The sequence below is a fragment of the Microbacterium sp. OR21 genome, from assembly GCF_047306785.1.
In the GTDB taxonomy this organism is placed as follows: domain Bacteria; phylum Actinomycetota; class Actinomycetes; order Actinomycetales; family Microbacteriaceae; genus Microbacterium; species Microbacterium esteraromaticum_E.
Genome location: NZ_JAZEXJ010000003.1, coordinates 657,374 through 683,803, shown reverse-complemented (window position 1 = coordinate 683,803; position 26,430 = coordinate 657,374). Strand labels below are relative to the sequence as shown.

Annotated in this window: 25 protein-coding genes and 1 tRNA gene; 17 read left to right on the top strand and 9 right to left on the bottom strand. The window is 70.2% G+C overall.

All coding sequences use genetic code 11. From position 1 onward, the window contains the following. The first annotated feature begins 14 nt into the window (after positions 1-14). Complete coding sequence (locus V2S04_RS11890; protein ID WP_413638630.1) at positions 15-2,450, top strand: Rne/Rng family ribonuclease; 2,436 nt, start codon at positions 15-17, stop codon at positions 2,448-2,450. On the opposite strand, the gene V2S04_RS11885 is transcribed toward V2S04_RS11890, so the two are convergent. Then, on the bottom strand, positions 2,415-2,681 hold the full coding sequence (locus V2S04_RS11885) for a DUF4031 domain-containing protein (RefSeq protein WP_099196841.1): 267 nt from the start codon (positions 2,679-2,681) through the stop codon (positions 2,415-2,417). The two genes, V2S04_RS11890 and V2S04_RS11885, sit on opposite strands and share 36 nt — an antisense overlap. Positions 2,682-2,895: 214 nt before the next feature. Here V2S04_RS11885 and rplU point away from each other — a divergent pair, with 214 nt between their 5' ends. From rplU to rsfS, 9 genes are all read left to right on the top strand, one after another. After that, positions 2,896-3,204 (top strand): 50S ribosomal protein L21, encoded by a 309-nt coding sequence (gene rplU / locus V2S04_RS11880; protein ID WP_182253397.1) that lies wholly within the window; start codon positions 2,896-2,898, stop codon positions 3,202-3,204. Positions 3,205-3,224: 20 nt separating this feature from the next. Continuing rightward, the gene (gene rpmA, locus V2S04_RS11875; RefSeq protein ID WP_099196843.1) at positions 3,225-3,482 is read left to right on the top strand and encodes a 50S ribosomal protein L27; all 258 of its coding nucleotides are present in this window, start codon (positions 3,225-3,227) and stop codon (positions 3,480-3,482) included. A gap of 80 nt (positions 3,483-3,562) precedes the next feature. Then, complete coding sequence (gene obgE, locus V2S04_RS11870; RefSeq protein WP_413638629.1) at positions 3,563-5,062, top strand: GTPase ObgE; 1,500 nt, start codon at positions 3,563-3,565, stop codon at positions 5,060-5,062. Further along, positions 5,059-5,847 (top strand): glutamate 5-kinase, encoded by a 789-nt coding sequence (proB, locus tag V2S04_RS11865; protein ID WP_413638628.1) that lies wholly within the window; start codon positions 5,059-5,061, stop codon positions 5,845-5,847. The genes obgE and proB overlap by 4 nt, the downstream gene beginning before the upstream one ends. A gap of 54 nt (positions 5,848-5,901) precedes the next feature. Continuing rightward, positions 5,902-7,179 carry a glutamate-5-semialdehyde dehydrogenase gene (locus V2S04_RS11860; protein ID WP_413638627.1) on the top strand — a complete coding sequence of 426 codons (1,278 nt, stop codon included), beginning with the start codon at positions 5,902-5,904 and terminating at the stop codon, positions 7,177-7,179. Positions 7,180-7,228: 49 nt separating this feature from the next. Continuing rightward, positions 7,229-7,441, top strand: coding sequence for a hypothetical protein (locus V2S04_RS11855; RefSeq protein WP_413638626.1), 213 nt, complete (start codon positions 7,229-7,231; stop codon positions 7,439-7,441). A 6-nt stretch (positions 7,442-7,447) separates the two neighbouring features. Beyond that, entirely contained in the window at positions 7,448-8,050 is a 603-nt protein-coding gene (nadD, locus tag V2S04_RS11850; protein ID WP_413638625.1) for a nicotinate-nucleotide adenylyltransferase, read from the top strand. Then, entirely contained in the window at positions 8,047-9,144 is a 1,098-nt protein-coding gene (locus V2S04_RS11845) for a hypothetical protein (RefSeq protein ID WP_413638624.1), read from the top strand. Before nadD ends, V2S04_RS11845 begins: the two co-directional genes overlap by 4 nt. Then, on the top strand, positions 9,144-9,521 hold the full coding sequence (gene rsfS / locus V2S04_RS11840) for a ribosome silencing factor (protein ID WP_413638623.1): 378 nt from the start codon (positions 9,144-9,146) through the stop codon (positions 9,519-9,521). Before V2S04_RS11845 ends, rsfS begins: the two co-directional genes overlap by 1 nt. A gap of 30 nt (positions 9,522-9,551) precedes the next feature. Here the strand turns inward: rsfS and V2S04_RS11835 are convergent, their stop codons facing one another. Further along, on the bottom strand, positions 9,552-9,755 hold the full coding sequence (locus V2S04_RS11835) for a hypothetical protein (RefSeq protein ID WP_099194657.1): 204 nt from the start codon (positions 9,753-9,755) through the stop codon (positions 9,552-9,554). Positions 9,756-9,948: 193 nt separating this feature from the next. Here V2S04_RS11835 and V2S04_RS11830 point away from each other — a divergent pair. Then, a tRNA-Ala gene (locus tag V2S04_RS11830) sits at positions 9,949-10,024 on the top strand. Positions 10,025-10,154: 130 nt separating this feature from the next. Here the strand turns inward: V2S04_RS11830 and V2S04_RS11825 are convergent. Beyond that, entirely contained in the window at positions 10,155-11,312 is a 1,158-nt protein-coding gene (locus tag V2S04_RS11825; RefSeq protein ID WP_413638622.1) for a calcium:proton antiporter, read from the bottom strand. Between the two features lie 170 nt (positions 11,313-11,482). Here V2S04_RS11825 and V2S04_RS11820 point away from each other — a divergent pair, with 170 nt between their 5' ends. Beyond that, positions 11,483-12,655: a glycoside hydrolase family 3 N-terminal domain-containing protein gene (locus V2S04_RS11820; protein WP_413638621.1), complete on the top strand. Its 1,173-nt coding sequence runs from the start codon at positions 11,483-11,485 to the stop codon at positions 12,653-12,655. Here V2S04_RS11820 and V2S04_RS11815 read toward each other — a convergent pair. The 3 genes from V2S04_RS11815 to V2S04_RS11805 are packed head-to-tail and all read right to left on the bottom strand — an operon-like array spanning position 12,652 to position 15,244. Continuing rightward, complete coding sequence (locus V2S04_RS11815) at positions 12,652-13,509, bottom strand: 3-methyladenine DNA glycosylase (protein ID WP_413638620.1); 858 nt, start codon at positions 13,507-13,509, stop codon at positions 12,652-12,654. The two genes, V2S04_RS11820 and V2S04_RS11815, sit on opposite strands and share 4 nt — an antisense overlap. Further along, complete coding sequence (locus V2S04_RS11810; RefSeq protein ID WP_413638619.1) at positions 13,506-14,534, bottom strand: App1 family protein; 1,029 nt, start codon at positions 14,532-14,534, stop codon at positions 13,506-13,508. Before V2S04_RS11810 ends, V2S04_RS11815 begins: the two co-directional genes overlap by 4 nt. Positions 14,535-14,566: 32 nt before the next feature. Further along, complete coding sequence (locus V2S04_RS11805) at positions 14,567-15,244, bottom strand: DedA family protein (protein WP_413638618.1); 678 nt, start codon at positions 15,242-15,244, stop codon at positions 14,567-14,569. A 42-nt stretch (positions 15,245-15,286) separates the two neighbouring features. On the opposite strand from V2S04_RS11805, the gene pabB reads away from it, so the two are divergent. The 5 genes from pabB to holA all read left to right on the top strand — a co-directional run bounded on the left by pabB (position 15,287) and on the right by holA (position 23,353). Further along, positions 15,287-16,645 (top strand): aminodeoxychorismate synthase component I, encoded by a 1,359-nt coding sequence (pabB, locus tag V2S04_RS11800; RefSeq protein WP_413638617.1) that lies wholly within the window; start codon positions 15,287-15,289, stop codon positions 16,643-16,645. A gap of 111 nt (positions 16,646-16,756) precedes the next feature. Next, positions 16,757-19,249 carry a leucine--tRNA ligase gene (leuS, locus tag V2S04_RS11795; protein ID WP_413638616.1) on the top strand — a complete coding sequence of 831 codons (2,493 nt, stop codon included), beginning with the start codon at positions 16,757-16,759 and terminating at the stop codon, positions 19,247-19,249. 110 nt (positions 19,250-19,359) lie between these two features. Further along, entirely contained in the window at positions 19,360-20,013 is a 654-nt protein-coding gene (locus V2S04_RS11790; protein WP_413638615.1) for a helix-hairpin-helix domain-containing protein, read from the top strand. Continuing rightward, on the top strand, positions 20,010-22,268 hold the full coding sequence (locus V2S04_RS11785; protein WP_413638614.1) for a ComEC/Rec2 family competence protein: 2,259 nt from the start codon (positions 20,010-20,012) through the stop codon (positions 22,266-22,268). Before V2S04_RS11790 ends, V2S04_RS11785 begins: the two co-directional genes overlap by 4 nt. 29 nt (positions 22,269-22,297) lie before the next feature. After that, on the top strand, positions 22,298-23,353 hold the full coding sequence (gene holA, locus V2S04_RS11780) for a DNA polymerase III subunit delta (protein ID WP_413638613.1): 1,056 nt from the start codon (positions 22,298-22,300) through the stop codon (positions 23,351-23,353). A gap of 72 nt (positions 23,354-23,425) precedes the next feature. Here the strand turns inward: holA and rpsT are convergent, their stop codons facing one another. The 3 genes from rpsT to V2S04_RS11765 all read right to left on the bottom strand — a co-directional run bounded on the left by rpsT (position 23,426) and on the right by V2S04_RS11765 (position 26,342). Then, positions 23,426-23,686, bottom strand: coding sequence for a 30S ribosomal protein S20 (rpsT, locus tag V2S04_RS11775; RefSeq protein WP_099194666.1), 261 nt, complete (start codon positions 23,684-23,686; stop codon positions 23,426-23,428). Positions 23,687-23,791: 105 nt separating this feature from the next. Next, the gene (locus V2S04_RS11770; protein ID WP_413638612.1) at positions 23,792-24,565 is read right to left on the bottom strand and encodes an alpha/beta fold hydrolase; all 774 of its coding nucleotides are present in this window, start codon (positions 24,563-24,565) and stop codon (positions 23,792-23,794) included. Positions 24,566-24,632: 67 nt separating this feature from the next. Beyond that, positions 24,633-26,342, bottom strand: a complete 1,710-nt coding sequence (locus tag V2S04_RS11765) for an ABC transporter family substrate-binding protein (protein ID WP_413638611.1) — start codon at positions 26,340-26,342, stop codon at positions 24,633-24,635. Positions 26,343-26,430 lie beyond the last annotated feature (88 nt).

The following is a 26,430-nucleotide window of genomic DNA, read 5'->3' as shown; positions in this document are numbered from 1 at the left end:
GGAGCTAGCCAGAGATGGCCGATGAGAACGATGACAACAACACCCTTCCCCTCGACGAGACGCCGGCACAGCCGGTAGCCGAGGACACCCCGGCCGCGGAGACGGGTCAGCCCGCCGCCGCAGAACCGGATGCCGCGCCGCAGGCCGCGGGGGACGAGCAGCCAGCTGAGCCCGAGCAGCCCGCCGAGCCGGCACAGCCCGCGGAGCCGGCACAGCCCGCGGAGCCGGCACAGCCCGCCGAGCCGGCACAGCCCGCCGAGCCGGCACAGCCCGCCGAGCCGGCACGGCCCGCGGAGCCGGCACGGCCCGCGGAGCCGGCACAGTCCGCCGAGCCGGCACAGCTGGCCGAGCCGGAGGCGCCGAAGCCGGTGACGGCCGTCAGCCTGGGGCTGCTGCCCGAGGTCTTCGTCTCGAAGGTCTCCACCCAGCTGCACTTCTATGCGCCCGAGATCACCCCGCTTCCCGCGCGCAACAGCCGTGCGGACGACGACGAGGGCGACGACCGCGGCGGCGCGTTCCGCCGGGGTCGCGGCCGTCGCCGCGGCGAGGGCGACGAGTCGCGTGACGAGCCGCGCCAGCGTCAGCGCCAGGTCGAGTACATCACCGAGCCGAAGGCGATCAAGGGGTCCACGCGTCTCGAGGCCAAGAAGCAGCGCCGACGTGACGGCCGCGATGCCGGTCGCCGCCGTCCGGTCGTGACCGAGGCGGAGTTCCTCGCACGTCGCGAATCGGTCGACCGCATGATGGTCGTGCGCTCCAAGAACGGCCGCACCCAGATCGGCGTGCTCGAGGACGACGTGCTCGTCGAGCACTACGTCGCGCGCAACCAGGATGCCTCGCTGATCGGCAACGTCTACCTCGGTCGCGTGCAGAACGTGCTGCCGAGCATGGAGGCCGCGTTCGTCGACATCGGCCGTGGCCGCAACGCCGTGCTGTACTCGGGCGAGGTCGACTGGAACGGCGTCGAGACGGGCAACCAGCCCCGCCGCATCGAGCTGGCGCTCAAGGCCGGCGATCGGGTGCTCGTGCAGGTCACGAAGGATCCGGTCGGCCACAAGGGCGCCCGCCTGACCAGCCAGATCTCGCTGCCGGGGCGCTACCTCGTGTACGTGCCGGGCGGCTCGATGAACGGCATCTCGCGCAAGCTTCCCGACAACGAGCGCGCGCGCCTGAAGCGCATCCTCAAGGAGGTGCTGCCCGAGTCCTCGGGCGTCATCGTCCGCACGGCGGCCGAGGGCGCCACCGAAGAGCAGCTGACCCGCGACGTGCAGCGGCTCACCTCGCAGTGGGAGCACATCCAGAAGCAGGTGCAGACGCAGCAGGCGCCCGCGCTGCTGCACGCAGAGCCCGACCTGCTCGTCAAGATCGTGCGTGACGTCTTCAACGAGGACTTCACCCGCATGACCATCCAGGGCGATGACGCGCAGCACACCATCCGCGCGTACCTCGAGAGCGTCGCCCCCGACCTGCTCGAGCGCGTCGAGACCTACACCGACGACGTCGATCCGTTCGACGCGTACCGCATCACCGAGCAGATCGAGAAGGCGCTCGACCGCAAGGTGTGGCTGCCCTCGGGCGGGTCGCTCGTGATCGACCGCACCGAGGCGATGACGGTCGTCGACGTCAACACCGGCAAGTTCGTCGGCTCGGGCGGAAACCTCGAGGAGACCGTCACCAAGAACAACCTCGAAGCCGCGGAGGAGATCGTCCGCCAGCTGCGCCTGCGCGACATCGGCGGCATCATCGTCGTCGACTTCATCGACATGGTGCTCGAATCCAACCGCGACCTCGTGCTGCGCCGCCTGGTCGAGTGCCTGAGCCGCGACCGCACGAAGCACCAGGTCGCCGAGGTGACCTCGCTCGGGCTTGTGCAGATGACCCGCAAGAAGCTCGGTCTCGGACTGCTCGAGACCTTCAGCGAAGCGTGCGACGTGTGCGCCGGTCGTGGGGTGATCGTGCACCACGACCCGGTCGTGAAGCACCGCAGCGGCAACGGCGGCGCGAACGGCGGCGGCGGCCAGAACCGCCGCTCGCGCGGCGGCTCCCAGTCGCAGCAGCAGTCCACCCCAGCACCGGCGCCCCAGGCATCCGCGAACGGCGGCACGCACAGCATCACCGAGGGGGCGAAGTCGGCCCTGGCCGCCATCGCGGCCTCGACGATCATCGCCAACGGCGAGGTGGCAGTCCAACAGCCCGCCGCCGAGCCGCAGAGCGGGGCCGAGGCTCCTGCGCAGAGCGAGCGTCCGAAGAAGCGCAAGAAGCGCGGGGGCGACCGCAAGGCGCCGAAGACCGAGACTGAGCAGCTGCTCGACTCGGTGCTCGACGCCCTTCCCGAGCCCAAGGCGCCAGGGCAGGGGCGCAGCCGGCGTCGCGTGACCACCGCGATGCTCACCCCGAACGCCTCGGGCGAGGCGTCAGCGCCGGTCTCGAGCCCGAACCCGGAGTCCTGAGCGGATCAGCCGTCTGGTGAGCTCCTTGCCGCCCACGCGCACCGCGCCGGCGGCGAGGAGTCTCGGCAGCGAGTCCTCCGGCACATCGTAATGGTCGCGGTCGAAGGCGCGAGGAGGGATGCCCTGCTCCGCGGCGAACGCATGCAGCTCGGCCAGATCCGAGTCGCTGACGAGATGCGCCCACAGTCGGCCGTGCGCAGGCCAGATGGGGTCGTCGACGAGAACGGTCATGTCGCGATCTTAGGATGGGGACACACGCTCGGCGTCGCTTTGCGGCATCGGCGATGATCCGGTAAAGTTGTCCTTTGGTGCGAGACCCCTGACGGCTTTTCCGGTCGCAGGAGAAGTCTTGCGTCTGCACCCGTCGCCCCGGGCGATGTACGCAAGCAACAGTCTTCCCGTGAGATTCCCGGAGCGATCCGCTCCCCAACGAAACAGGTATGAAGTGGTTTACGCAGTAGTGCGCGCCGGTGGCCGGCAGGAGAAGGTCGAGGTCGGCACGATCGTTCAGCTCGACCGTGTTCAGGCTGCCCAGGGCGAGAACATCGAGCTTCCCGCCGTGCTTCTCGTCGACGGTGCCTCTGTGACCACCGACGCCGACAAGCTGGCGAAGGTCAAGGTCACGGCAGAGGTTCTCGGCAACCTCCGCGGACCGAAGATCGTCATCCAGAAGTACAAGAACAAGACCGGCTACAAGAAGCGCCAGGGCCACCGTCAGGAGCTCACGCGCGTCAAGATCACCGGCATCAAGTAAGCACGGAAGAGGCTCAGGACATGGCACACAAGAAGGGCGCGAGCTCGACCCGCAACGGTCGTGACTCCAACGCACAGCGACTCGGCGTCAAGCGCTTCGGCGGTCAGACCGTCAACGCCGGCGAGATCCTCGTCCGTCAGCGCGGCACCCACTTCCACCCCGGCGCAGGCGTCGGCCGTGGCGGCGACGACACGCTGTTCGCACTCGAGGCGGGCGCTGTCGAGTTCGGCACCAAGGGCGGCCGCAAGGTCGTCAACATCGTCGCAGCCGCTCAGTAAGAGCAGCAGACTTCCGGGACGGGGCGGGCTTCGGCTCGCCCCGTCCTCGTATCCCAGCACAACCCGGAGGAGCACGACACATGGTCACGTTCGTCGACACGGTCACACTGCACCTTCGCGCCGGCCGCGGTGGCAACGGCTGCGTCTCCGTCCATCGCGAGAAGTTCAAGCCGCTCGGCGGGCCCGACGGCGGCAAGGGCGGTGACGGCGGCGACATCATCCTCGTCGCCGACCCGCAGGTCACGACGCTGCTGTCCTACCACCACTCGCCGCACCGAACCGGCGGCAACGGCGGCTTCGGAATGGGCGATCACCGCTCGGGGTACGACGGCGAGTCGCTCGAGCTGCCCGTGCCGGTGGGCACCGTGGTCAAGAGCGTCGACGGAGACGTGCTGCACGACATGATCACCCCGGGCGAGAAGTACGTGGTCGCCGAGGGCGGCCGCGGCGGGCTCGGCAACGCAGCCCTCGCCTCGCCCAAGCGCAAGGCGCCCGGCTTCGCCCTGCTCGGAACACCCGGCCAGGAGCTCTCGGTCGTTCTCGAGCTCAAGACCGTCGCCGACGTGGCCCTCGTCGGCTACCCGTCCGCCGGAAAGTCGAGCCTCATCGCCGCGATGTCGGCCGCGCGTCCGAAGATCGCCGACTACCCGTTCACCACGCTGCACCCCAACCTCGGCGTCGTTCAGGCCGGCGACAGCCGCTACACGATCGCCGACGTCCCCGGTCTGGTCGAGGGCGCCAGCCAGGGCAAGGGCCTCGGGCTCGAGTTCCTCCGTCACGTCGAGCGCTGCAGCGCCCTGCTGCACGTGCTCGACTGCGCGACCCTCGAGCCGGGGCGCGACCCGCTCTCCGATCTGGATGTGATCCTCGCCGAGCTCGCCGCCTACGAGGTGCCCGAGGGGCAGACCCCGCTGCTCGAGCGTCCCCAGCTCGTGGCGCTGAACAAGGTCGACGTCCCCGAGGCGAGAGAGCTCGCCGAGATGGTGCGCCCCGACATCGAGGCGCGCGGGTTCCGCGTGTTCGAGATCTCCACGGTCGCCCGCGAGGGACTGCGTGCGCTGAGCTTCGCCCTCGCCGAGCTGGTCGACCAGCACCGCGCCGAGGCGGCCGTCGAGGTGCCGCGCGAGCGCGTCGTCATCCGGCCGAAGGGATCGAAGGAGGAGTTCTCGATCCGGGTCGAGGGCGGCACCTACGGCAACATCTACCGCGTGCTGGGCGAGAAGCCGGTGCGCTGGGTGCAGCAGACCGACTTCCAGAACGAGGAGGCCGTCGGGTACCTCGGCGATCGCCTCGAGCGCCTCGGTGTGGAGGAGGCGCTGTTCAAGGCCGGTGCCGTGGCCGGTGCCACGGTGATGATCGGCACCGGCGACAACAGCGTCGTCTTCGACTGGGAGCCGTCGATCGCGTCGACCGCGGAGCTCATGGGCTCGCCGCGCGGCACCGACATCCGCATCGGCGGATCCAACCGGCGCACCACGGCCGAGCGACGCGAGCAGTACCACGAGATGATGGATGCCAGGGCAGCCGCCCGCGCGGAGCTGGAGGAGAAGCGCCTCGCCTCCCGCGAGGACGAGGAGTGAGCGCGCGCACCCGCGCGGAGCTCGCCACCGCGAACCGGATCGTCGTCAAGGTCGGCTCATCGTCGATCAGCGGTGAGTCGTCGTGGCGGATCCCGATGATCGTGCAGGCGCTGTCGTCGGCGCACCGTCGTGGAGCGGAGATCATCCTCGTCTCGTCGGGGGCGATCGCCACCGGAATCCCGTTCCTCGATCTCGACTCGCGCCCGACCGATCTGGCGACGCAGCAGGCCGCCGCGGCGGTGGGTCAGAACGTGCTCGTCTTCCGATACCAGGAGGCGCTGCGTCCGTTCGGCATCGTCGCAGGTCAGGTGCTGCTGACCACCGGCGACCTCGAGAACCCGACGTCCCGCAGCAATGCGCGCCGTGCGATGGATCGACTGCTCACCCTGCGCATCCTGCCGATCGTCAACGAGAACGACACGGTCGCCACCCAGGAGATCCGCTTCGGCGACAACGACCGGCTCGCCGCGCTCGTGGCGCAGCTGGTCGGCGCCGACGCGCTCGTGCTGCTCAGCGACGTCGAATCGCTCTACACCAAGCCGCCGACCGATCCGGCCGCCGCGCCGATCGACGAGATCCCGGCCGACGGCGACCTGAGCGGTCTGGAGTTCGGGGCGTCGGTGGTCAACAGCGTCGGCACCGGGGGAGCCGCCACGAAGGTCTCCGCCGCGCGCATGGCGGCGGCCTCCGGCATCGGTGTGCTCGTCACCAGCGCCGACCTCGTCGCGAAAGCCCTCGAGGGCGAGCAGATCGGCACCTGGTTCGTGCCGTCCGCCACCGCCTGAGCCGCGCGCGTCATGGCGGCCCGAGGGTCGTTCGCGCGTCGATACACTGACCGCATGAGCACTTCCACCGCCACCGACGTCGCCGCGGAGACCGCACAGGATCGCCTGCTGCGCGCCAAGGAGGCGTCCCGCTCGATCGCGCGGCTGACCAGCGCCGAGAAGGCGGATCTGCTCGAGGCGATCGCCGCAGCGATCGAGACGAACACGGCGCGGATCGTCGAGGCCAACGCGCTCGACGTCGAGCGCGGGCGGGCGGATGCCATCGGCGAGTCCCTCATCGACCGGCTGCGCCTGGACGAGCGTCGGGTCGCCGCCCTGGCATCCGCCGTGCGCGACGTCGCCACTCTGCCCGACCCGATCGGTCAGGTGGTCGGCGGGCACCGGATGCCGAATGGCGTCGCTCTCGAGCAGGTGCGCGTTCCGTTCGGAGTCGTCGGCGCGATCTACGAGGCGCGACCGAACGTCACGGTCGACATCGCCGCGCTCGCGCTGCGCTCCGGCAATGCGGTGGTGCTGCGCGGGGGCAGCGCTGCACGAGACTCCAACACGGTGCTCGTCTCGGTGATGCGCCACGCGCTGGGCGCGCTCGGGCATGATGCCGAGGCGATCCAGAGCGTCGACGACTTCGGGCGTGACGGTGCGAAGGCGATGATGCACGCGCGCGGACTCATCGATGTGCTGGTGCCGCGGGGAAGCGCATCGCTCATCGAGACCGTCGTCACCGAGTCGACCGTGCCGGTCATCGAGACCGGTGCCGGGGTGGTGCACATCGTGATCGACGAGTCGGCCCCGATGGACTGGGCCCGCGACATCGTGCTGAACGCGAAGGTGCAGCGCCCCAGCGTGTGCAATGCGGTCGAGACGGTGCTCGTGCACCGCCAGGCCGCACCGCAGCTCGTCCCGGTCATCGCCAGCGCGCTGCTCAGCGAGGGTGTGGCCATCCACGGTGACGACATGGTGGTCGGGCTGGTCGCGGGGACGATCCCCGCCACCGAGGAGGACTGGGCTGCCGAGTACCTCGGGCTCGAGATCGCCATCAAGGTCGTCGACGACCTCGATGAGGCACTCGCGCACATCCGCCGCTACAGCACCGGTCACACCGAGTCGATCATCACCACCGACATGTGCAACGCCGAGCGCTTCCTCGCCGAGGTCGACTCGGCTGTGGTGATGGTCAACGCGTCGACCCGCTTCACCGATGGCGCGGAGTTCGGCTTCGGCGCCGAGGTCGGCATCTCGACGCAGAAGCTGCACGCGCGCGGTCCGATGGGCCTCGGCGAGCTGACCAGCACGAAGTGGCTCGCGCGCGGGTCCGGTCAGGTCCGCGACTGAGGACTAGACTGGACAGGCGTTTGCTTGCCAGGTCAGGAACGGAGTCAGGATGAACCTCGTCGCACAGATTGCGATGGCCGCAGCCGAGACGGAGCACCACGGGAACGTGGCGGCTGAAACCTTCATCTTCGGTGTCATCGCCGCGCTCGTCTTCGCCGCGCTCGGCCTGGTGACGCTGTCTTTCCGCAACGTCGCCAACCGCCACGCCGCCAAGGCCGAGGCGTACGCGCTGAAGCACGGCAAGGACGGCCACGGCCACTAGGACCGCATGCACGATTCCACCGCTCGAGCACCGCGCATCGGCGTGATGGGTGGCACCTTCGACCCCATCCACAACGGTCACCTCGTCGCGGCGAGTGAGGTCGCGCACTCCTTCGGCCTCGACGAGGTCGTCTTCGTGCCGACCGGTCAGCCCTGGCAGAAGCAGAACGTCTCGCCCAGCGAGCACCGCTATCTGATGACGGTGATCGCGACCGCGTCGAACCCGGACTTCACCGTGAGCCGTGTCGACATCGACCGGGACGGGCCGACCTACACGATCGACACCCTGCGCGACCTCAAGAGGCAGCGCCCGGATGCCGAGCTGTTCTTCATCACCGGCGCCGACGCCGTGGCGCAGATTCTCAGCTGGAGGGATCATGATGAACTGTGGGATCTAGCCCACTTCGTCGCGGTCTCCCGGCCGGGTCACGTGCTGAGCACCGACGGACTGCCCACCGAGGATGTGAGTCAGCTCGAAGTGCCGGCGCTGTCGATCTCGTCGACGAATTGCCGGGAGCGGGTCGCCGACGGCCAGCCGGTCTGGTATCTGGTGCCGGACGGCGTAGTCCAGTACATCGCGAAGCATCATCTGTATCGGAGCAAGGCATGAGCACTGAAGAGGACGGGCGCACCCTCACACGCAAGCAGCTGCGTGAGCTCCGCCTGACCGGCTCGACACCGGTCATCGGCGGTGATGACGCAGCGGAGGCACCGGCCGAGCCGACGCCGGCTCAGCAGCCGGTCGAGCCGCCCAGCGGACCCTCGTCGCCCGAGGAGACCCCCGCGCCGGAGGCAGGCAGCGCGGCAACGGCTGAGTCATCCGACGCCCCGCTGACGCGTCGCGCGGCGCGCGCGCAGGAGCGTGTGCGCACCGGCTCCGTACCGGTGCCGACCGACGACGACGAGCCGGTCGTCCACGAGCCCGTCGTCCAGGAGCCCGTCGTCGAGGAGCCGGTTGTCCAGGAGCCGGTCATCCAGGAGCCGGTCATCCAGGAGCGCGTCGTCGAGGAGCACGTCGTCGAAGCACCGGAGCTCGTCTCCGGCATCCCCGCCTTCGCGCCGCAGTCGACCGAGACGCCGCAGTTCGATGTGCCCGGCGCGAGCGCCGCCCAGGTCGACGAGGCGTCCGCCGACGAGACGTCCGCCGACGAGCCGCAGTCGACTGCGGCGAAGCCGACCCCCGCGGCGGGCGCCGATGAGTCCGAGCGTCCGAAGGTCGGTGCCGCGTTCGGCATCGGCGTGAAGAGGTCGCCGTCCAGCCACGGCACCCCGGCCGCCTTCGACGACCTGCTCGAGACCGGATCCGCCGGTGCGCACAAGACGTCGAGCACGCTGATCTTCACGCCGTCACCCGGCGCCGGGTCACTGTCCGGGCCGGTCGCGTCGACCGGCGAGCTGCTGATCACCGGCACGTATTCGCTGCCGGACGGCATGGGCTCGCAGGGTCACGCGCTCGGCGCCGCCGATGGCAAGGACATCGACGCCGTCCTCATCGACGGCGAGCTCGCGCCCGCCTCATCGCCGACACCGATCGCCGCCAGCTCGGCGATCAGCACGTCCAAGCCCGCCGGCGAAGTGATCCGGCCACCCGTGCCCGACAAGGGCAGCAAGCTCACTCTCACCCTCGCGATCGTCGCCGGGGGTCTCGCGCTCGCGCTGGCCGCGGCGCTGATCATCGCCTTCACCACAGGAGTCCTCGGTTGATGCAATCCCCCGAAACCGCCGCAGAGATGCTGCAGATCGCCGCACGCGCGGCGGACGCGAAGGGCGGCGAGGACCTCGTTGCACTGAACGTCTCCGAGCCTCTGCCCCTGGTCGACATCTTCCTGCTCGTCACGGGCAGCAGCGAGCGCAACGTCGCCGCCATCGCCGATGAGATTGAGGATCGGCTGCTCGAGGCGGGGCACCGCCGCGTGCGCCGCGAAGGGCGTGCGGAGTCGCGCTGGGTGCTGCTCGACTTCGGCGACCTGGTCGTGCACGTCTTCCACTCCGAAGAGCGCGTCTACTACGGTCTCGAGCGCCTGTGGAAGGACTGCCCTGTCGTTCCGATCGAGCTGCCCGCGCCCGCGACGGGGGAGTGAGCGCGACGGTCCGCTCGCGGGCTTGACTCGTCAGTCGGCCCGTTCGTCTCCTGACCACGCGTCGTCTTCGTCACCCGCGCCGGATGCGATGCGGTCGGCGTCGATGCTGTCGACGCGGTCGGGATCGGCATCCGGGTCGAGCTCGACCTCGCCGTCGACCTCTCGAGTCGGTGTGCCCTCGTTCTCTTCGAGGTCGGGGTCCTCGGGAAGCATGTTCGGGGTGGGGTTCGACATGATCGCTCCTCTCGCTGTCGACGTCCTGCACGTCGCGTGCCGCGAATCTAGCTCCGATCCCGCTCTCTCCGAAGGCGGTTGACGGTGCTGCCGTGGCGGGCTAAGACGACACTCCCGGCCTGCCCGAGCGATTTGGCGCTCGCCCTCCGGTGCGTAGTATGCTGATCTGGTTGCCGAGTTCGGCGGCGAAGACGGGCCTGTGGCGCAGCTGGTAGCGCACCTGCATGGCATGCAGGGGGTCAGGGGTTCGAGTCCCCTCAGGTCCACCACGACAGAGAAGCCCCGCGAGTGATCGCGGGGCTTCTCTCTTTCTACGTTACGGATCAGCCGGCCGGGTGCGGGCGTGGGCCGGATGGAAGCGGATGCCCGGTGGCGCCCCCGAGAACCCTTTCGACGTGGTCAAGCGAAAACGCTGAGCCCGTACACCGCGAACAGCATCACGTGCGTGGCCCCGTGCACGGGCGTCACGCGCCGGGCGCTGAAGGTGGCCATGGTCAGCGCCAGAGTGAGGCCCAGCAGAAGCAGGTTGACCGGGCTCTCGGCGAGCAGCACGCTCTCACCGGTCAGCAGGCCGATCGTCAGCACCGCCGGGATCGTGAGCCCTGCCGTCGACACCAGGGCGCCGTGGCAGAGGTTGCTCACGCGCTGCATCTCGCCGCCGAGGGCTGCCCGCACCGTCGTGATCGTCTCGGGCAGGAAGACGATCATCGCGATCAGGACGCCCGAGAGCGCCACCGGCGCACCGAGACGGTCGAGACCGGCATCGAGCAGCGTGGCCATGTCGTGGGAGAGCAGCACGATCGGCAGCCCCAGGGCGAGCAGCAGCAGAGTGCGGGCGACGAGCTCGCCGCGATGCGCGGCCAGCACAGCTCGCACCGCGGGGCGAGAGGGCGCCGCACCGGCATCCGAGCGGGCACCCGCCTCCTGGAAGTCCGTCTTCTGCGCCCCCGTCTGACGCTGCAGGAAGAACGCATAGAGCAGCACGACGAGCACGATCATGCCGATCGCGGCGGCCGGGCCGTAGGCCCCGTCGTCGCCGAGGAAGGCCGGGAAGGCGAACGCGATCGACAGCAGCACGATCAGCATGGCGAGGTAGGCCGAGACTCCGTCGCGGTTCGCGCGCAGGCCGGGATGCCGCAGCCCGCCGGCGATCAGCGCGACGCCGACCACCAGGTTCATGATGATCATCGACAGCGCCATCACCGAGTCGCGAGCGATGGTCTGATGCTCGCCGGGCCCGAGCATGACGGCGGCGATGAGGATCACCTCGATCGCCGCGATCGACAGGGTCAGCACGAGGGTGCCGTACGGGTCGCCCAGGCGATGGGACAGATGCTCCGCTTCGGTGACGACCCCGAACGCGCACACCGCGATGACGGCGACGATCACCGCCAGGAGGAGCCACAGCACCGGCGTCGGGAGCTCGCCCTCGAGCAGAGGGGCGAGCGCGATCAGAGCGACGAACGAGCCCCAGCCGAGCAGGAGGCGAACGAGGGCGGTGCGCGTGAGGACGTTGCGTGTCAGGACGGAGCTGCTCAGGAGGGCGGAGCGAGGCACGGTGCGAGCCGAATCTGCGGGGCCGTCCCCACCTGAGATCTCTCCGTCGGGTCGTCCCGCCGGTCGCGTGAGCACCAGGATAGCAAGCGGCCGCGCGACGGGACGCCCCCCGCACCTGCGTGACCGCCTCGCACAGCTGACGGTCGGAGGCGGGGCGTAGCCTCGACGTCATGCGTGCTCGAGTGATGCGTGGCGTCCTGACTGCCGCCATGGCGGTGTGCCTTCTCGCCGCCTGCGCGCCCGTCGCTCCCAGCAGCTCGCCCTCGGCGACACGCCAGCCCTCCTCCAGCGCGCCCTCGCCGTCGCCGACTCCGCCGCCCGACCCCGCTGCCGACGCCGTGGCACGGATGAGCGTGACCGAGCAGGCCGCCAGCGTGGTGATGGGGCACATCTCCGGCACCGACTCCGCCGCTCTGCGCGCGTACATGCGTTTGGCGCCCCAGGGCGCCGCGTTCGGCGGGTTCATCCTGATGGGCGGGAACATCGGCGCCGACGCGGCGCAGGTGCGAGCGGTCACCGATGCGCTCACGCTCGACGCCGCCCTGCCGCCGCTGATCGCGATCGACGAGGAGGGCGGCGTCGTCACCCGTCTGCCGTGGGACGACCTTCCCGGCGGGCGGGGACTGCAGGCCCTCGACCCCGCGCAGACCGAGCAGGTCTTCGCCCAGCGCGCCGCTCTCGTCGCCGAGACCGGTGCCGACGTCAACTTCGGGATCGTCGCCGACGTGCCGGCCGACGCCTCGTCGTTCATCGCCTCCCGCGCCCTCGGCATCGACCCCGAGTCCGCGTCTTCTCGCGTGACGGCGGCCGTGAGCGGCGAGAAGGGCGTGGTGCTGTCGACTCTGAAGCACTTCCCGGGCCACGGCGCCGCTCCCGGTGACTCCCATCACAGCATCCCCGCCACGTCGATGACGATGCAGCAGTGGCGGGCGGGCGCGGCCCGACCGTTCGTCGCCGGCATCGACGCCGACGCCGAACTGCTCATGTTCGGCCATCTCGCGTACACGGCCGTCGACCCGGCGCCCGCATCGCTGTCGAAGCGCTGGCACGAGATCGCCCGGGATGAGCTCGGATTCGACGGCGTGATGATCACCGACGACCTCGGCATGCTCAGCGGCTCGGGCATCACCGAGTACGGCGACCCCGTGGCGAACGCGGTGACGGCGCTGCAGGCCGGCAACGACATGGTGCTCATGATCGCCGGGTCCACCGCCGAGACGGCGCCGCAGATGGTGACCGGCATCGTCGACGCGGTCGACGATGGGCGCCTCAGCGCCGCTCGACTGCGCGATGCCGCCGAGCACGTCATGCGGCTGCGGATGCAGGTGGCCGAGCAGCGCTAGCCGGACTGCGGACCGAGCCAGGCGAGCAGGATCCGCTCGCGCAGGGCATTGCCCCGCTCCGCGAACACGCGCTGCCGACGCACGTACTCGGCTTTGCCCTCGGCGGTCTCGATGCGAACGGGCAGGACGCCCCACTCCGACAGGTCATAGGGCGCCGCCTGCATGTCGAGCAGGCGGATGTCGGAGGCGAGCTCGAAGGCATCCAGCAGCAGCTCGCCCGGCACGAGAGGACCGAGCTTCACCGCCCACTTGTACACGTCCATTCCAGCATGCAGGCACCCCGGCTGCTCGAGCTCGGGCTGACTCTCACGGCTCAGCGGCAGGCGGTTGCGGGGCACGGCATCGTCGGTGAAGAACCGGAACGCGTCGAAATGCGTGCACCGCAGATCGCCGGCCTCAACGACCGCGTCGGTTCCCGCACCGCCCAGACGCAGCGGCACGGCGTGGCGGTGCTCGTCGGTGCGGTACACCATCGCCCATTCGTGCAGCCCGAAGCATCCGAACTGCGCGGGGCGGGCGGCGGTGAGCCGCAGCATCCGCTCCACGACAGACGCGAGCTGGGGCTTCTCGGCGTGGAACGCCTCCGGGTCGGGCGCGTACTCGCCGGGCTCGGCACCGGGGGAGTACCAGCGCCAGTCGGCGCGCTCCCCGGCATCCTGAAGCGTCACCCCGGCACCCGGATGCCACCTGCGCAGCTGCGCGGGCTTGTACGAGTAGTAGGTGAAGAGGAAGTCCTCCACCGGATGCTTGTCGCCGCGCCGCTGACGGGCGCGGTGCGCGGCGGTCAGCGCGTCGGCCCGTTCGGCGTGCGCCTGCGCACGAGCGGTCCACTCGGTGCGCGCGAGAGTCGTCATGACGGATCGCGGAGGATGCCGACCTCGCCGAGCCGCTCGCGGAGCCCCGCGCCGTCCTCGGCGCTCACCCACGGGACGCTGCCCTCCGCGTGATGCCCGGACGCGCGTCCACCGGCGAGCACGGCTTCGGCCGGCAGCAGGCGGCGGATCGCGACGCCGGCGACGGATGACGGGTGCTCCTCGAGGAACTGCGAGTAGATCGCCTCGTCGTGCTGCCCGTCGTCACCGATCAGCAGCCAGCGCACGTTCGGGAACTCCTCTGCGAGTCGGCGCAGGTTGCCGGTCTTGTGCGCCTGGCCGCTGCGGAACCAGCGGTCGTGCGTCGGACCCCAGTCGGTGAGCAGCATCGAGCCCGCGGGGAAGAGGTGGCGGCTGAGGAAGCGGGTCAGCGTGGGCGCGACGTTCCACGCCCCGGTGGAGAGGTAGATCATGGGCGAGCCCGGATTGTCGCGGCGCAGCTGCTCGAGAAGGACGGCCATGCCCGGCACCGGGGTGCGGGCGTGCTCGTCGACCACGAACGAGTTCCATGCGGCGATGAACGGTCGCGGCAGCGCGGTGACCATGACCGTGTCGTCGACGTCGGAGACCACGCCGAAGTCGACGTTCTCGTCGACGATGAACGCGGTGGCCTCCACCGGCTTCCGGCCCTCGACCGACATCGAGAAGCTCTGCCAGCCGGGCGCCAGGTCCGCCTCGACGACCGAGTCGATCACTCCGCCGCGGTCCGCGACGACCGTGTGCGTGCGCCCGCCGATCTCGATGACGACCGACGCGAAGCTCACCGGGATGCTGACGAACGAGCGCCAGCCGCGCACGCTCGCCTCGCCGCGGGTCTTCTTCAGCGGTGCGGGCACGATCAGCGCACGGCCGACGACGCGCACCCAGCCGGTGGTGCTGCCGTAGCCGGGGAACGGGACGACCGTCGCCGAACGTCCGCGTCGGCGGGCGCGGCGCTCGCGCCAGACGTGAACGCGGTGTTCGAGTCGGGCGAACCAGTGGATCTTGGCCGGTGAGGCAGGAGACATCCCATCCAGTCTTCCACGGTTGCGGGCGAGAATCACCGATCCCGGCGCCGCTCGCCCTCTTTCGGCTCCGCCGCCCGGCGCATGTGCCGCTCCTCGCGCCGGGCGAGCAGCTTCTTGCCGACCAGCAGCACGAGCAGCAGAACGACGATGAGCCCGACGAACAGGTACCCCGCGTAATGCACGCGCTGCGACAGCTCGGGGTAGCTGCCGGCGGCGGTGGCGGCGATGCCGACGTACAGGCCGGCCCACAGCACGCAGGCCGGCAGGGTCCAGGCGATGAACCGGCGGTAGGCGTAGCCGCTCATCCCGACGGTGAGCGGGACCAGCGAATGCAGTACGGGCAGGAAGCGGGAGAGGAAGATCGCGACCCCGCCGCGGCGGCGGAGGTACCGCTCCGAGCGCTCCCAGTGCTCCTCGCCGATGCGGCGGCCCAGCCACGACGCGCGGATGTACGGGCCCGCCCAGGTGCCGAGCCAGAAGCCGATGGACTCGCCGATCAGCGCTCCGACCACGACGGTCGCGCCCAGGGCGATCCCCTCGACCCACCCGTCCACGCCGATGGCGGCGACGAGCACGACCGTGTCACCGGGAACCACGAGGCCGATGAGGATGCTCGTCTCGAGCATGATGGCGATGCCGGCGAGCACCGTGCGCAGCACAGGGTCGACGGCCTGAACGGCTTCGATGACCCACAGCACGATGTCGTTCACCCCATGAGCGTAAAGCCTGCGGCGGAGTCATACGCTGTGAAGGTGCCCGTACCGCCGCCCCTCATCGCGCGCGCCGTCGCGCCTTCCCCCGACGCTCACGCCGCCGACGCGCGGCGCCCCGACATCGAAGCGCTCTTCGCGCATCTCTTCTCCGAGACCAGCGCGGCCTTCTGGCTGGATGCGGGAGCCGAGGCCCGTAACGGGTGGAGCATCATCGGCGCAGGCGAGCCGGAGAGCGACCCGGATGCCGTGCGCGCGATCGCGCTGAGCGGGTCGCAGGACGCCCCGTCGATTCCGTTCCTCGGCGGCTGGGTCGGCTGGCTGCCCTACGAGCACGGCGCGGCGGCGAACGGCGCTCCGGTCGCCGACGGCGATGCGAGACCGACCTGGATCGCCGTCACCCGCGCCGTCGCCCTCGACCACCGCACAGGCGCACTGCACGCGCTCGCCGCGGAAGACGAGGTCGACGCCTGGGCACGCACGGTGCGGGCGGCCGTGACAGCCGCGCCCTCGCTCGCGCCGGCACCGCCGGTCGCAGATGAGCAGACCGCCACCGCCCGGCACGACGTCGCGGAGTACATCGAGCTCGTCGAGCAGTGCCGGGCTGCGATCCAGCGCGGCGATGCCTACCAGCTGTGCCTCACCACGCGATTCACCACCTCTCGCCCCGACGATCCGTTCACGGTGTACCGCCGGCTGCGCGCATCGACGCCCGCGCATCACGGCGGGTACCTGCGGGTGGGGGAGCAGCAGGTGCTCAGCGCCAGCCCCGAGCAGTTCCTCTCGGTCGGAGGCGGACGGGCATCGACGAGCCCGATCAAGGGCACGCGCCCTCGTGGCCGCACCCCGGCCGACGACGCCCGGCTCGTCGACGAGCTGCGCGCCGACGTCAAGGAACGCGCCGAGAACGTGATGATCGTCGACCTCATGCGCAACGACCTCTCGCACATCGGCGTGCCGGGCACCGTCGAGGTCGAGCGTCTCTGGCAGGTCGAGACGTACCCGGCCGTGCACCAGCTGGTGAGCACGGTGAGCGTCCGCCTGCGCGACGGGGTGACGTTCGGAGAACTGTGCGACGCCGCGTTTCCGGCGGGCAGCATGACCGGGGCGCCGAAGCTGTCGGCGATGACGATCCTGCACCAGCTCGAACGGGCGCCGCGCGGCATCTACTCCGGATGCTTCGGACACGTCGGCATCGACGGGCGCGTCGACCTCGCGATGGTCATCCGCACGATCGTGGTCGACGCGGATTCGGCATCCGTCGGCGCCGGGGGCGGGATCACCTGGCTGTCGCAGCCGGATGCCGAGGCCGCCGAGGTCGCGACGAAGGCGAGGGCCCCGCTCGCCGCCCTCGGCGCGGTGCTGCCGGGGCCCTGGCGCGACCTGCTGCCGGTTTCCTGACCGCACGCCGCTCGCGATACCCTGGAAGGGCCCGATCTCCGGGCCGTTCCGCATCGTCAGATTGGCCGTTCCTTGACCGAGCACGCGTCCCACGCCGAGTCCCCTGAAGTGATGTCCGCGCACGACATCCAGCTCAAGTGGCAGGAGTACTGGGCTGAGAACGACACCTTCGTGGCGGGCGGCGATGACGACGAGCGGCCCCGCAAGTACATCCTCGGCATGTTCCCGTACCCCTCCGGCGACCTGCACATGGGGCACGCGATCAACTATCTGTACCCCGACATCGTCGCCCGGTACTGGCGTCACCGCGGGCACAACGTGCTCAACCCCATCGGCTGGGACTCGTTCGGCCTGCCCGCCGAGAACGCCGCGATCAAGCGCGGGGCGGATCCGCGCGCCTGGACCTACAAGAACATCGAGCAGCACAAGGCCGGATTCCGCGGCTACGGCATGTCGTACGACTGGTCGCGCGTGCTGCACACCTCCGACCCCGAGTACTACCGCTGGAACCAGTGGCTGTTCCTGAAGCTGTACGAGCGGGGACTGGCGTACCGCAAGAAGAGCGCCGTGAACTGGTGCCCCAACGACCAGACGGTGCTCGCCAACGAGCAGGTCGTCGACGGCCGCTGCGAGCGCTGCGGCGCCGAGGTCGTGAAGAAGAAGCTCACCCAGTGGTACTTCAAGATCACCGAGTACGCCGACCGGCTGCTCGACGACCTCGACACGCTCGAGGGTCACTGGCCGCACAAGGTGCTGCAGATGCAGCGTAACTGGATCGGCCGCTCCACCGGCGCCGACGTCGACTTCCGCATCGAGGGGCGCGACGAGCCCGTCACGGTTTTCTCGACCCGCCCCGACACGCTGCATGGAGCCACCTTCTTCGTCGTGGCGCCCGATGCCGACCTGGCCGCCGAGCTGGCCGCCGGCTCGTCGGCCGAGGTGCGCACCCGCTTCCAGGAGTACCTCGACAAAGTGCAGAAGGAATCCGAGATCGAGCGGCAGGCGACCGACCGCCCGAAGACCGGCGTGTTCCTCGAGCGCTACGCGATCAACCCCGTCAACGGCGAGCGCCTGCCGATCTGGGCAGCCGACTACGTGCTGGCGGACTACGGACACGGCGCCGTGATGGCGGTGCCCGCGCACGACCAGCGCGACCTCGACTTCGCCCGCGAGTTCGACCTTCCGGTGAAGATCGTCGTCGACACGACGGTCGAGGGCGGCGCGAACGAGGGCGGCGACCTGAGCGAACTCGACCCCGCCACGACCGGCACCGCGCTGATCGGCAACGGTCGCCTGGTGAACTCCGGCGACCTGGACGGCGTCGACAAGGCCGACGCGATCGCCCGCACCATCGAGCGGATGGAGCAGGCCGGCACCGGTCGCGCCGCGAAGAACTACCGCCTGCGCGACTGGCTGATCTCGCGTCAGCGGTTCTGGGGCACCCCGATCCCGATGCTGCACCTCGAGGACGGCAGCGTCGTGCCGGTGCCCGAGGACCGTCTGCCCGTGCGTCTGCCCAGCGTCGAGGGCCTCGACCTGCGCCCCAAGGGCTCGTCGCCGCTGGGGGCCGCCGAGTCGTGGGTGCGCACGATCGATCCCGCCTCGGGCGAGCCGGCCCTGCGCGACGCCGACACGATGGACACCTTCGTCGACAGCTCGTGGTACTTCCTGCGCTTCCTGTCGCCGCACAGCGACGAGTTCGCGTTCGACCCCGACCAGGCGAAGCGCTGGGCGCCGGTCGACGGCTACTTCGGCGGCGTCGAGCACGCCATCCTGCACCTGCTGTACGCGCGGTTCATCACCAAGGTGCTGTTCGACCTCGGACTGATCGACTTCGAGGAGCCGTTCTCGAACCTGGTGAACCAGGGCATGGTCATCATGGACGGCGCGAAGATGTCGAAGAGCAAGGGCAACCTCGTCGAGCTGTCGGACCTGCTCGGCCAGTACGGCGCCGACGCGCTGCGTCTGGGCCTCGCGTTCGCCGGTCCGGTGGAGGACGACAAGGAGTGGAACGGCGTCTCGCTCTCGGGCGCGCAGAAGTTCCTCTCCCGTGCGCTGCGCGTCGCGGAGGAGGTCGCGAGCGACGCGGGAACCGCTCCGGATGCCGGTGACGCGACCCTGCGACGCATCACCCACCGTCTGCTCGCCGACGCGCCCGCCCTCGTCGAGCAGACGAAGTTCAACGTGCTCGTGGCCCGCCTCATGGAGCTGGTGAACGGCATCCGCAAGACGATCGACACCGGCGCCGGAGCCGCCGACCCGGCCGTGCGCGAAGCCGCTGAGACCGTCGCGATGATCATCGAGCTCATCTCTCCGCACACGGGCGAGGAGATGTGGGCGCGGCTCGGGCACGAGCCGTCGGTGAGCGCCGTGCAGTGGCCGGATGCCGATCCCGCCCTGCTCGTTCAGGAATCGGCGACCGTGGCCGTGCAGGTCAACGGCAAGGTGCGTGCCACCCTCGACGTTCCCGCAGACATCTCGGAGGCCGACCTCGAGGCCGCCGCACGCGCGGACGAGAAGGTGCAGCGGGCGCTGGAGGGCAAGGAGATCGTGCGCGTGATCGTGCGTGCGCCGAAGATCGTCAACTTCGCCGTCAAGGGCTGACCCTCCAGCCTCGCGCCTGGGCTCTGCACAGGCGCGGGTTCGGCGCGACTTGTCCACAGCGCTCGGCACCGCGTGATGGTCGGGCCGCCTGCGCCGCCTAGCGTGACAGGGTGTCAGCCGACGAGCCCGCCGAACCGGATGCCCGCGCGCGCCCGCGTCTGAGGCTGGGCATCGGCGCGGCCGTGACGCTGGGGCTCGTGGTGCTGTCGGCCGCCGTCGGGTGGGGCATCCTGCGCGGCCAGGCGTCACCGGCGGAGAGCATCGCACTCGACGACGGCTCCTCGACCTCGATCGAGGGCGCAGACCCGCCCGCGGTCGCACCTGCCGAGGGACTGTACGTGCACGTGCTCGGAGAGGTCGCAGCACCGGGGCTCTACATCGTCGAGCCCGGGGCGAGGCTCGTCGACGCCCTCGCTGCGGCCGGAGGCACCCTCGAGTCCGCCGACCTGCAGGCGGTGAACCTCGCTCGGCCGCTGAGCGACGGCGAGCAGATCGTCGTGCCGAAGATCGGAGCCGAGCCTGCGCCCGGCTCTCCCGGCGCCCCCGGCGGGAGTGGCGGCGCGGGCGCCGACGGCACCGTGAACCTGAACACCGCGGACCAGGCGGCCCTCGAGACGCTGCCGCGCATCGGTCCCGCCCTCGCGCAGCGGATCATCGACTGGCGCGACGAGAACGGGCGGTTCCGCTCGGTCGACGATCTGCTCGCGGTGCCGGGCATCGGCGAGAAGCTGCTCGCCGGCGTACGCGAGAAGGTGACGGTGTGACAGACCTGCGCACCGCCGTGCTCGCGCTGGTGCTGTGGGGGACATCACTGCTGCTGATCCACCTGCCGCACCTGGCAGCGCCGGCGATCGGTGTCGGGGCGGGTGGCGCTGCCCTGCTGATCCTCGCCCGTCGGCGGTCGGCCGGGATGATCGTGCTGATGCTGCTGTGCGGTGCGGCTGTGGCGGCGAACATCGCCGGGGCGCAGTCGGCGCGCGACGCACTCGGGGCAGAGGACGGCCACGTCGTGGAGGCGACGATCGAGGTCAGCTCGTCTGCGTCGCTCGGCGCCGACGGGCGACTGTGGTTCGACGCGCAGACGATCACGGTCGGACCGCCCGGGCATCCACGCGCCATCGCGGCCCCGGTGCGGGTCGGGGTCGCGCCCATCGACGGCGCGGATCTCGGCGCCGTGCTGCGGGTGAGCGGACAGGGCAAGCGCGCGGGTGACGGCGAGCGAGCGGCTCTCGTCGTCTTCGGCTCCCGCGCCGAGGTGGCCCAGCCCGCATCCGGGGTCTTCGCGATCGCCGCGACCACGCGCGCGGACTTCATCGAGCGCGCCGGAACCCTGCCCGAACCGGGCGCCGGACTGCTGCCCGGCCTTGCCGTCGGCGACACGAGAGCGGTGTCCGAGGAGGTGAACGGCGCGATGCTGGCATCCGGGCTCAGTCACCTCACCGCCGTGAGCGGCGCGAATTGCGCGATCGTCGTCGCCGCCGTGTTCTGGTTCGTCTCGCTGCTCGGCGGCGGCCGGGTGCTTCGCGTCATGCTCTCGCTGCTCTCCCTGTCGGCGTTCGTCGTGCTTGTGACACCCGAGCCGAGCGTGATCCGCGCGTCCGTCATGGCGGCCCTGGCGATGCTCACCCTGCTGCTCGGCCGGCCCAGCGCCGGACTGGCGATGCTGTCGCTGGCTGTCTGCGGACTGCTCGTCGTCGACCCGTGGCTGGCGGCCACGCCCGGATTCGCCCTGTCTGCTGCCGCCACCGCGGCCCTGCTCGTGCTCTCCCGCCCGCTGCTGCGCGGGCTTCGCCGATGGATGCCCGTGCCGCTCGCCCTCGCGCTGTCGGTGCCGCTCGCCGCGCAGCTGGTGTGCGGACCGATCGTCGCGCTGTTCTCGGACACGCAATCGGTGATCGGGGTGGTCGCGAACCTCCTCGCCGCTCCTGCCGCACCCATCGCGACCGTGATCGGCCTGCTGGCGTGTCTTGCCGCGCCGCTGCCGGCACTGGCGGACGTGCTCGCTGCCGCAGCCTGGCTTCCCGCCGCCTGGATCCAGACGACCGCGGTGGTCGCGGCGGGGCTGCCCGGTGCGACCGCCTCGGTGCCGGCAGGGCCCGTGGCGGCCCTCGTCGTGGCCGTTCTCAGCATCGCGGCGACGCTCGTGCTCACCCGTCCGCGCTCGGTCGGGCTGCGACTCGCGGCGAGCGGCGTCGTCGTCGTGGCGCTGGCGGTCTCGGCGGCTCGGATGCTCCTGATCGGACCGCTGGGGTCGATGACGACGCCGGCCGACTGGACGATCGCCGCCTGCGACATCGGCCAGGGTGACGCGGTGCTCATGCGCTCAGGGGATCAGAGCGCGCTCGTCGACACCGGAGCGGACTCGGAGGCCCTGTCCGCCTGCCTCGCGAAGACCGGCACGGAGCGGATCGATCTGCTCGTGCTCACGCACTTCGACCTCGACCACGTCGGCGCGGCCACCTCGCTCGCCGGTCGGGTGGACACCGTGCTGCACGGACCGGTGGCGGAGCCCGCCGACCAGCGGATCCTCGATGAGCTCGCCGCCGGGGGAGCGGTGCTCCGGGCCGGCGCGGCGGGGACACACGGATCGCTGGGTTCGGCCGAGTGGCGTGTCGTCTGGCCGCCGCCGGACTCCGCGGCCTTCCCGAGCGGCAACGACGCCAGCCTCGTCGTCGACGTCGCGGGCGGGGGAGTGCCGCGGATGCTCATGCTCGGTGATCTCTCGGCCGCTCCGCAGCGGCAGCTGCTATCGAGCGGGCGCGTGCGCGGCGAGTACGCGGTGGTGAAGGTCGCGCACCACGGCAGCCGGGATCAGGAGGCTGATCTGTATGCGCAGGTCGATGCGCCGGTGGCGCTGATCAGCGTGGGGGAGGACAACGACTACGGGCATCCGCGAGCCGAGACGCTCTCGCTCCTCGACGCCGGCGGCGCCCGTGTTCTGCGCACCGACCAGCGCGGCCTGGTACTGCTCGGCGAGCGGGCCGGCCGACTGGTGGTCTGGACCGAACGTCAGGAGTGAAGGTCGGCACCCGCCGGTAGGCTGAGAGCATGGCAGCTCCTCGTTCTTCGGCACGCAGCACGGCCGCGAAGGGCGCCAGGATCCCGCAGGTTCCGTGGCGCGAGCCGCGCCCCGCTCCGATCGTGCTCGTCTCTGGCCCGGAGGAGGTGCTCGCCGAGCGTGCGATCGCCGGGGTGCGCGACTACCTGCGCGCCGAGGACCCTGCCCTCGAGGTGAGCGACATCCGCGCCGACGACTACGCCGCGGGCACGCTGCTCGCGCTCACCTCGCCGTCGCTGTTCGGCGAGCCGCGGCTGGTGCGCGTCGCCGGTGTCGAGAAGTGCACCGACGCCTTCCTGCAGGAGGCGGTGCGCTACCTCGACGCCCCGCAGGACGGCGCGACCGTGATCCTCCGCCACACGGGCGCCACCGTGCGGGGCAAGAAGCTGCTCGACGCCGTCCGCGCCGGCACGGGCGGTGGCATCGAGATCCCTTGCGCCGCAGTGAAGCGCGACTCGGATCGGGTCGACTTCGCCGCCGGCGAGTTCAAGGCCGTGAAGAAGCGCATCCAGCCGACCGCACTGCGCGCGCTGGTCTCGGCCTTCGCCGACGATCTCACCGAGCTCGCCGCAGCCTGTCAGCAGCTGATCGGCGACGTCGAGGGCGACATCACCGACGAGATCATCACGAAGTACTACGGCGGTCGTGTCGAGGTGTCGGCGTTCGTCGTCGCCGACACCGCCATCGCAGGCCGCTACGGCGAAGCGCTGGTGACGCTGCGCCACGCACTGGCATCCGGCGCCGACCCCGTGCCCATGGTCGCGGCGTTCGCGATGAAGCTGCGCACGATGGCCCGCGTCGCCGGGAGGCGGGAGCCCAGCCGCCAGCTCGCGCAGCAGCTCGGCATGAAGGACTGGCAGGTCGACCGGGCTCGCAAGGACCTCGCCGGCTGGAACGAGCGCTCGCTCGGCATGGCGATCCAGGCGACCGCCCGCGCCGACGCCGAGGTCAAAGGCGCCTCGCGCGACCCGATCTTCGCGCTCGAGCGCATGGTCACCGTGGTCGCCACCCGAGACGCGTTCGCGCCTGAGACCGAACACGCCTGACACAGAAGCTTCCTGATACGGCAGAAGGCCCGCCCCGCGAACGGGACGGGCCTTCGAAGCAGAATGCTGGGCTCAGAGAGCGGCGACCTTCTTGGCGATGGCCGACTTGCGGTTCTTCGCCTGGTTCTTGTGCACGACGCCCTTGCTGACGGCCTTGTCGAGCTTCACGGACGCGAGCTTGAGGGCGCCCTCTGCGGCCTCCTTGTCGCCGGAGGCGATGGCCTCGCGGGTCTTGCGGACCAGCGTCTTCAGCTCGCTCTTGACGGCGCGGTTGCGCTCCTGAGCCTTCAGGTTGGTCTTGTTGCGCTTGATCTGCGACTTGATGTTTGCCACGTGTGGACACTTTCTGTCTGGATGGGAATCGGATGCTGCCGACGGTAGAGGGACGTCGCACAGCGGTCGTGAGGGACGAACCCACACGCAAGCCAAGAGTCAATGCTACCAGTACTCGCGCGGTGGTGCAGAATCGGAGCCCGAGCCCCGGAGGGCGCAGCCACGCGCATCCAGAACAGCCACCGCCAGGCGCAGGACCGCGTTGAAGATCGACGGGCGCATGGCGGTGACCAGATGCGAGGTTCGGGGCACGACGATCAGCTCGGCATGGGGCGCGAGGCGCTGGAAGAGCGCCTCGCTGACCCGCAGCTGGTCGTACTGGCCGTTCACGAACCACAGCGGGATCCGGATGCGCGAGAGCGCCGTCTCCAGATCGAGTGCCGCGAGACTGCTCAGGGCGGCGTCCTGGGCGTCGAAGGCGTATCCGCCGGCGGCGAAGTCGCCGCGCGTGTCGGTCGGCAGGGTCGCAGCCAGCACGCGATCGGTGAGCCACTGCCCGCGCCCCGGCAGGGAGTTCATCGCCCCGGCCAGCACGCGGTACGCCCGCAGCGCCGCTCCGCGGGGCAGGGCCGTGCACGACACCGCCACGACGCCCGCGATCGGCGGAGCGTCCTCGCCGCCGGCGTACGCGAGCGCGAGCAGCCCGCCCATCGAATGCCCAACGAGCAGCACCGGCCCGTGGTCCGCCGCGGCACGCACGGCCGCGTCGATCGTGCGCAGCGCTTCGTGCAGGGTGAAGTCCTCATCCCGGCGCGTGCCGTGCGCGGGCAGATCCACGGCGTTCGACGGGATCCCGTTCGCCGTCAGCCACTCGACCTGCGACCGCCACATGGTCGCGGACGTGCGGATGCCGTGCACGAGGACGACCTGGACGCTCACCTCACCAGCATATGAAGAAAGCGGGGCCGGTGGATGAACCACCGGCCCCGCTCCGATCGTGCTGTGCTTACTTCTCCCAGCCGACGTTCTCAACCGGCTGCACGCCGAAGAGGTCCAGACCCACGTAGGGCTCCGGGGTCAGGTTGGCGAGGCCCGTCTTGGCCGCCGAGATGGACGGTCCGTTGTACAGCGGGATGAGGCCCCAGTCCTGGAAGATCTCGGCCTCGAGCTTCATGGCCGCGGCCGTCTGCTTCTCGGGGTCGTTGATCGACTCGACCTCTTCGTGGATGCGCTCATCCATCTCAGGCGTCTGCACGCCGGAGAGGTTCAGGCCCATGTCCTGGCAGTACAGCTGGCAGAACCATGCGGCGCCGAACGGGTCGGACGAGGTGAAGCGCAGGCTGAAGATGTCCCAGTTCTTGGTGTTGTAATCCTCGGCGAACTTGTTCGACGGGCGGACGTCCACCTTGACCTCGATGCCGATGGCCTTCTCCTGGGCCTGGATCGACTGCGCGAGAGCCTTCTGGGTCGGGTCGTCGCTGTGGATCGGGTAGGTGACCGAGAGCTTGACGCCGTCCTTCTCGCGGATGCCGTCCGAGCCTTCCTTCCATCCAGCCTCGTCGAGGAGCTTCTTGGCACCTTCGACGTCGAACTTGTAGCCGGCTTCCTCGAGCGCGTTGGTGTAGCCCGGCTGGAACGAGAAGAGGGTCAGCGAACCGGCCGGCTCCTCCTCGTATCCGAGGCCGTTCCAGGCGATCTTCTTCTGCTGGTCGATGTCGATGGCCTTGAAGAACGCCTCGCGCACCTTGACGTCCGCGAACTGCGGCTTCTCGGCGTCGACCTCGAGCAGCGTGTTTGCGGTCTGCTGCGCGCGGTAGATCTCGATGTCCTTCATGTCCTTGACCTGCGCGAGGCGGTCCTTGGTGCCCACGCCGACCATGTCGATCTCGCCGTTCTTGAACGCGTTGATCGAGGCCTGCGAGTCCATGCCCTTGAAGGTGACCTCGTCCAGCAGCGGCTTGTCGCCCCACCACTTGTCGTTCGGCTTGAACGAGATGAAGTCCTTGTTCGCGTCGAACTCGTCGACGGTGTAGGGACCCGCGCCCCACTCGGCGTGCGGGTCGTCGATCATCGCCGTGTTGAAGGTGTCGGGGTCGGCCAGGGCCGGGTGGATGATGCCCGTGAGGAACGGCATCTGCGGCCACGCGAACTCGCCCTTGAAGGTGACGATCGCGGTCTTGGGCGTGTCGCCCTGCTCGACCTTCTCGATCTCCTTGTAGCCGTCGGTGGCGTTCGGGACGAAGCCCTCCTCGGTCGAGCGGCTGGCCTTCCAGGTCGCGTCGATCGCGGTCCAGTCCATCGGCGTGCCGTCGTTCCAGGTCGCCTCGTCGGTGAACGTGAAGGTGATCTGCGTCTTACCGTCGACCGTGTCGATCTTCCACTCGTCGAGGTACGCGTCGTGCTTGTAGGGGGTGCCGTCCGGCTTCTGCAGCAGGATCTGCGGCATGTACCACGCGGCGACGCGGGCCGTGTCGGCGCTGCCGTCACCGTGGAAGGAGTTCAGCTGCTCGGGGATCTCGTTGATCGGGAAGTTGACCGTGCCGCCCTCCTTGAGGTTCTCGCGCGGCTGCGGGTTGTAGTCCGCGGCCGAGGTCTCGGCTGCGCTGCCGTTGTCGCCGCTGCCACCGTTGTTGCCGGTGTCAGGGGCGCACCCGGTGAGGACGAGTGCGAAAGCGCCGGTGAGTGCCAGCGCTCCCATCAGCTTCTGCTGCTTCATGGTGCTCCTTTCGCCTTGCGGCGTGTCATATGGGGAGAATAGTTCGCGCTTTCCGACCCCGGCGGGCGCGACAGTGAATCGTGACTAA

What these genes read in the sequence shown, in the direction of transcription:
- V2S04_RS11890 (WP_413638630.1), top strand. Translation starts at nt 15, where the DNA reads ATGGCCGATGAGAACGATGACAACAACACCCTTCCCCTCGACGAGACG.
- V2S04_RS11885 (WP_099196841.1), bottom strand. Translation starts at nt 2,681, where the DNA reads ATGACCGTTCTCGTCGACGACCCCATCTGGCCTGCGCACGGCCGACTG.
- rpmA (WP_099196843.1), top strand. Translation starts at nt 3,225, where the DNA reads ATGGCACACAAGAAGGGCGCGAGCTCGACCCGCAACGGTCGTGACTCC.
- obgE (WP_413638629.1), top strand. Translation starts at nt 3,563, where the DNA reads ATGGTCACGTTCGTCGACACGGTCACACTGCACCTTCGCGCCGGCCGC.
- V2S04_RS11860 (WP_413638627.1), top strand. Translation starts at nt 5,902, where the DNA reads ATGAGCACTTCCACCGCCACCGACGTCGCCGCGGAGACCGCACAGGAT.
- V2S04_RS11855 (WP_413638626.1), top strand. Translation starts at nt 7,229, where the DNA reads ATGAACCTCGTCGCACAGATTGCGATGGCCGCAGCCGAGACGGAGCAC.
- nadD (WP_413638625.1), top strand. Translation starts at nt 7,448, where the DNA reads ATGCACGATTCCACCGCTCGAGCACCGCGCATCGGCGTGATGGGTGGC.
- V2S04_RS11845 (WP_413638624.1), top strand. Translation starts at nt 8,047, where the DNA reads ATGAGCACTGAAGAGGACGGGCGCACCCTCACACGCAAGCAGCTGCGT.
- rsfS (WP_413638623.1), top strand. Translation starts at nt 9,144, where the DNA reads ATGCAATCCCCCGAAACCGCCGCAGAGATGCTGCAGATCGCCGCACGC.
- V2S04_RS11835 (WP_099194657.1), bottom strand. Translation starts at nt 9,755, where the DNA reads ATGTCGAACCCCACCCCGAACATGCTTCCCGAGGACCCCGACCTCGAA.
- V2S04_RS11820 (WP_413638621.1), top strand. Translation starts at nt 11,483, where the DNA reads ATGCGTGCTCGAGTGATGCGTGGCGTCCTGACTGCCGCCATGGCGGTG.
- V2S04_RS11815 (WP_413638620.1), bottom strand. Translation starts at nt 13,509, where the DNA reads ATGACGACTCTCGCGCGCACCGAGTGGACCGCTCGTGCGCAGGCGCAC.
- V2S04_RS11810 (WP_413638619.1), bottom strand. Translation starts at nt 14,534, where the DNA reads ATGTCTCCTGCCTCACCGGCCAAGATCCACTGGTTCGCCCGACTCGAA.
- leuS (WP_413638616.1), top strand. Translation starts at nt 16,757, where the DNA reads ATGTCCGCGCACGACATCCAGCTCAAGTGGCAGGAGTACTGGGCTGAG.
- holA (WP_413638613.1), top strand. Translation starts at nt 22,298, where the DNA reads ATGGCAGCTCCTCGTTCTTCGGCACGCAGCACGGCCGCGAAGGGCGCC.
- V2S04_RS11765 (WP_413638611.1), bottom strand. Translation starts at nt 26,342, where the DNA reads ATGAAGCAGCAGAAGCTGATGGGAGCGCTGGCACTCACCGGCGCTTTC.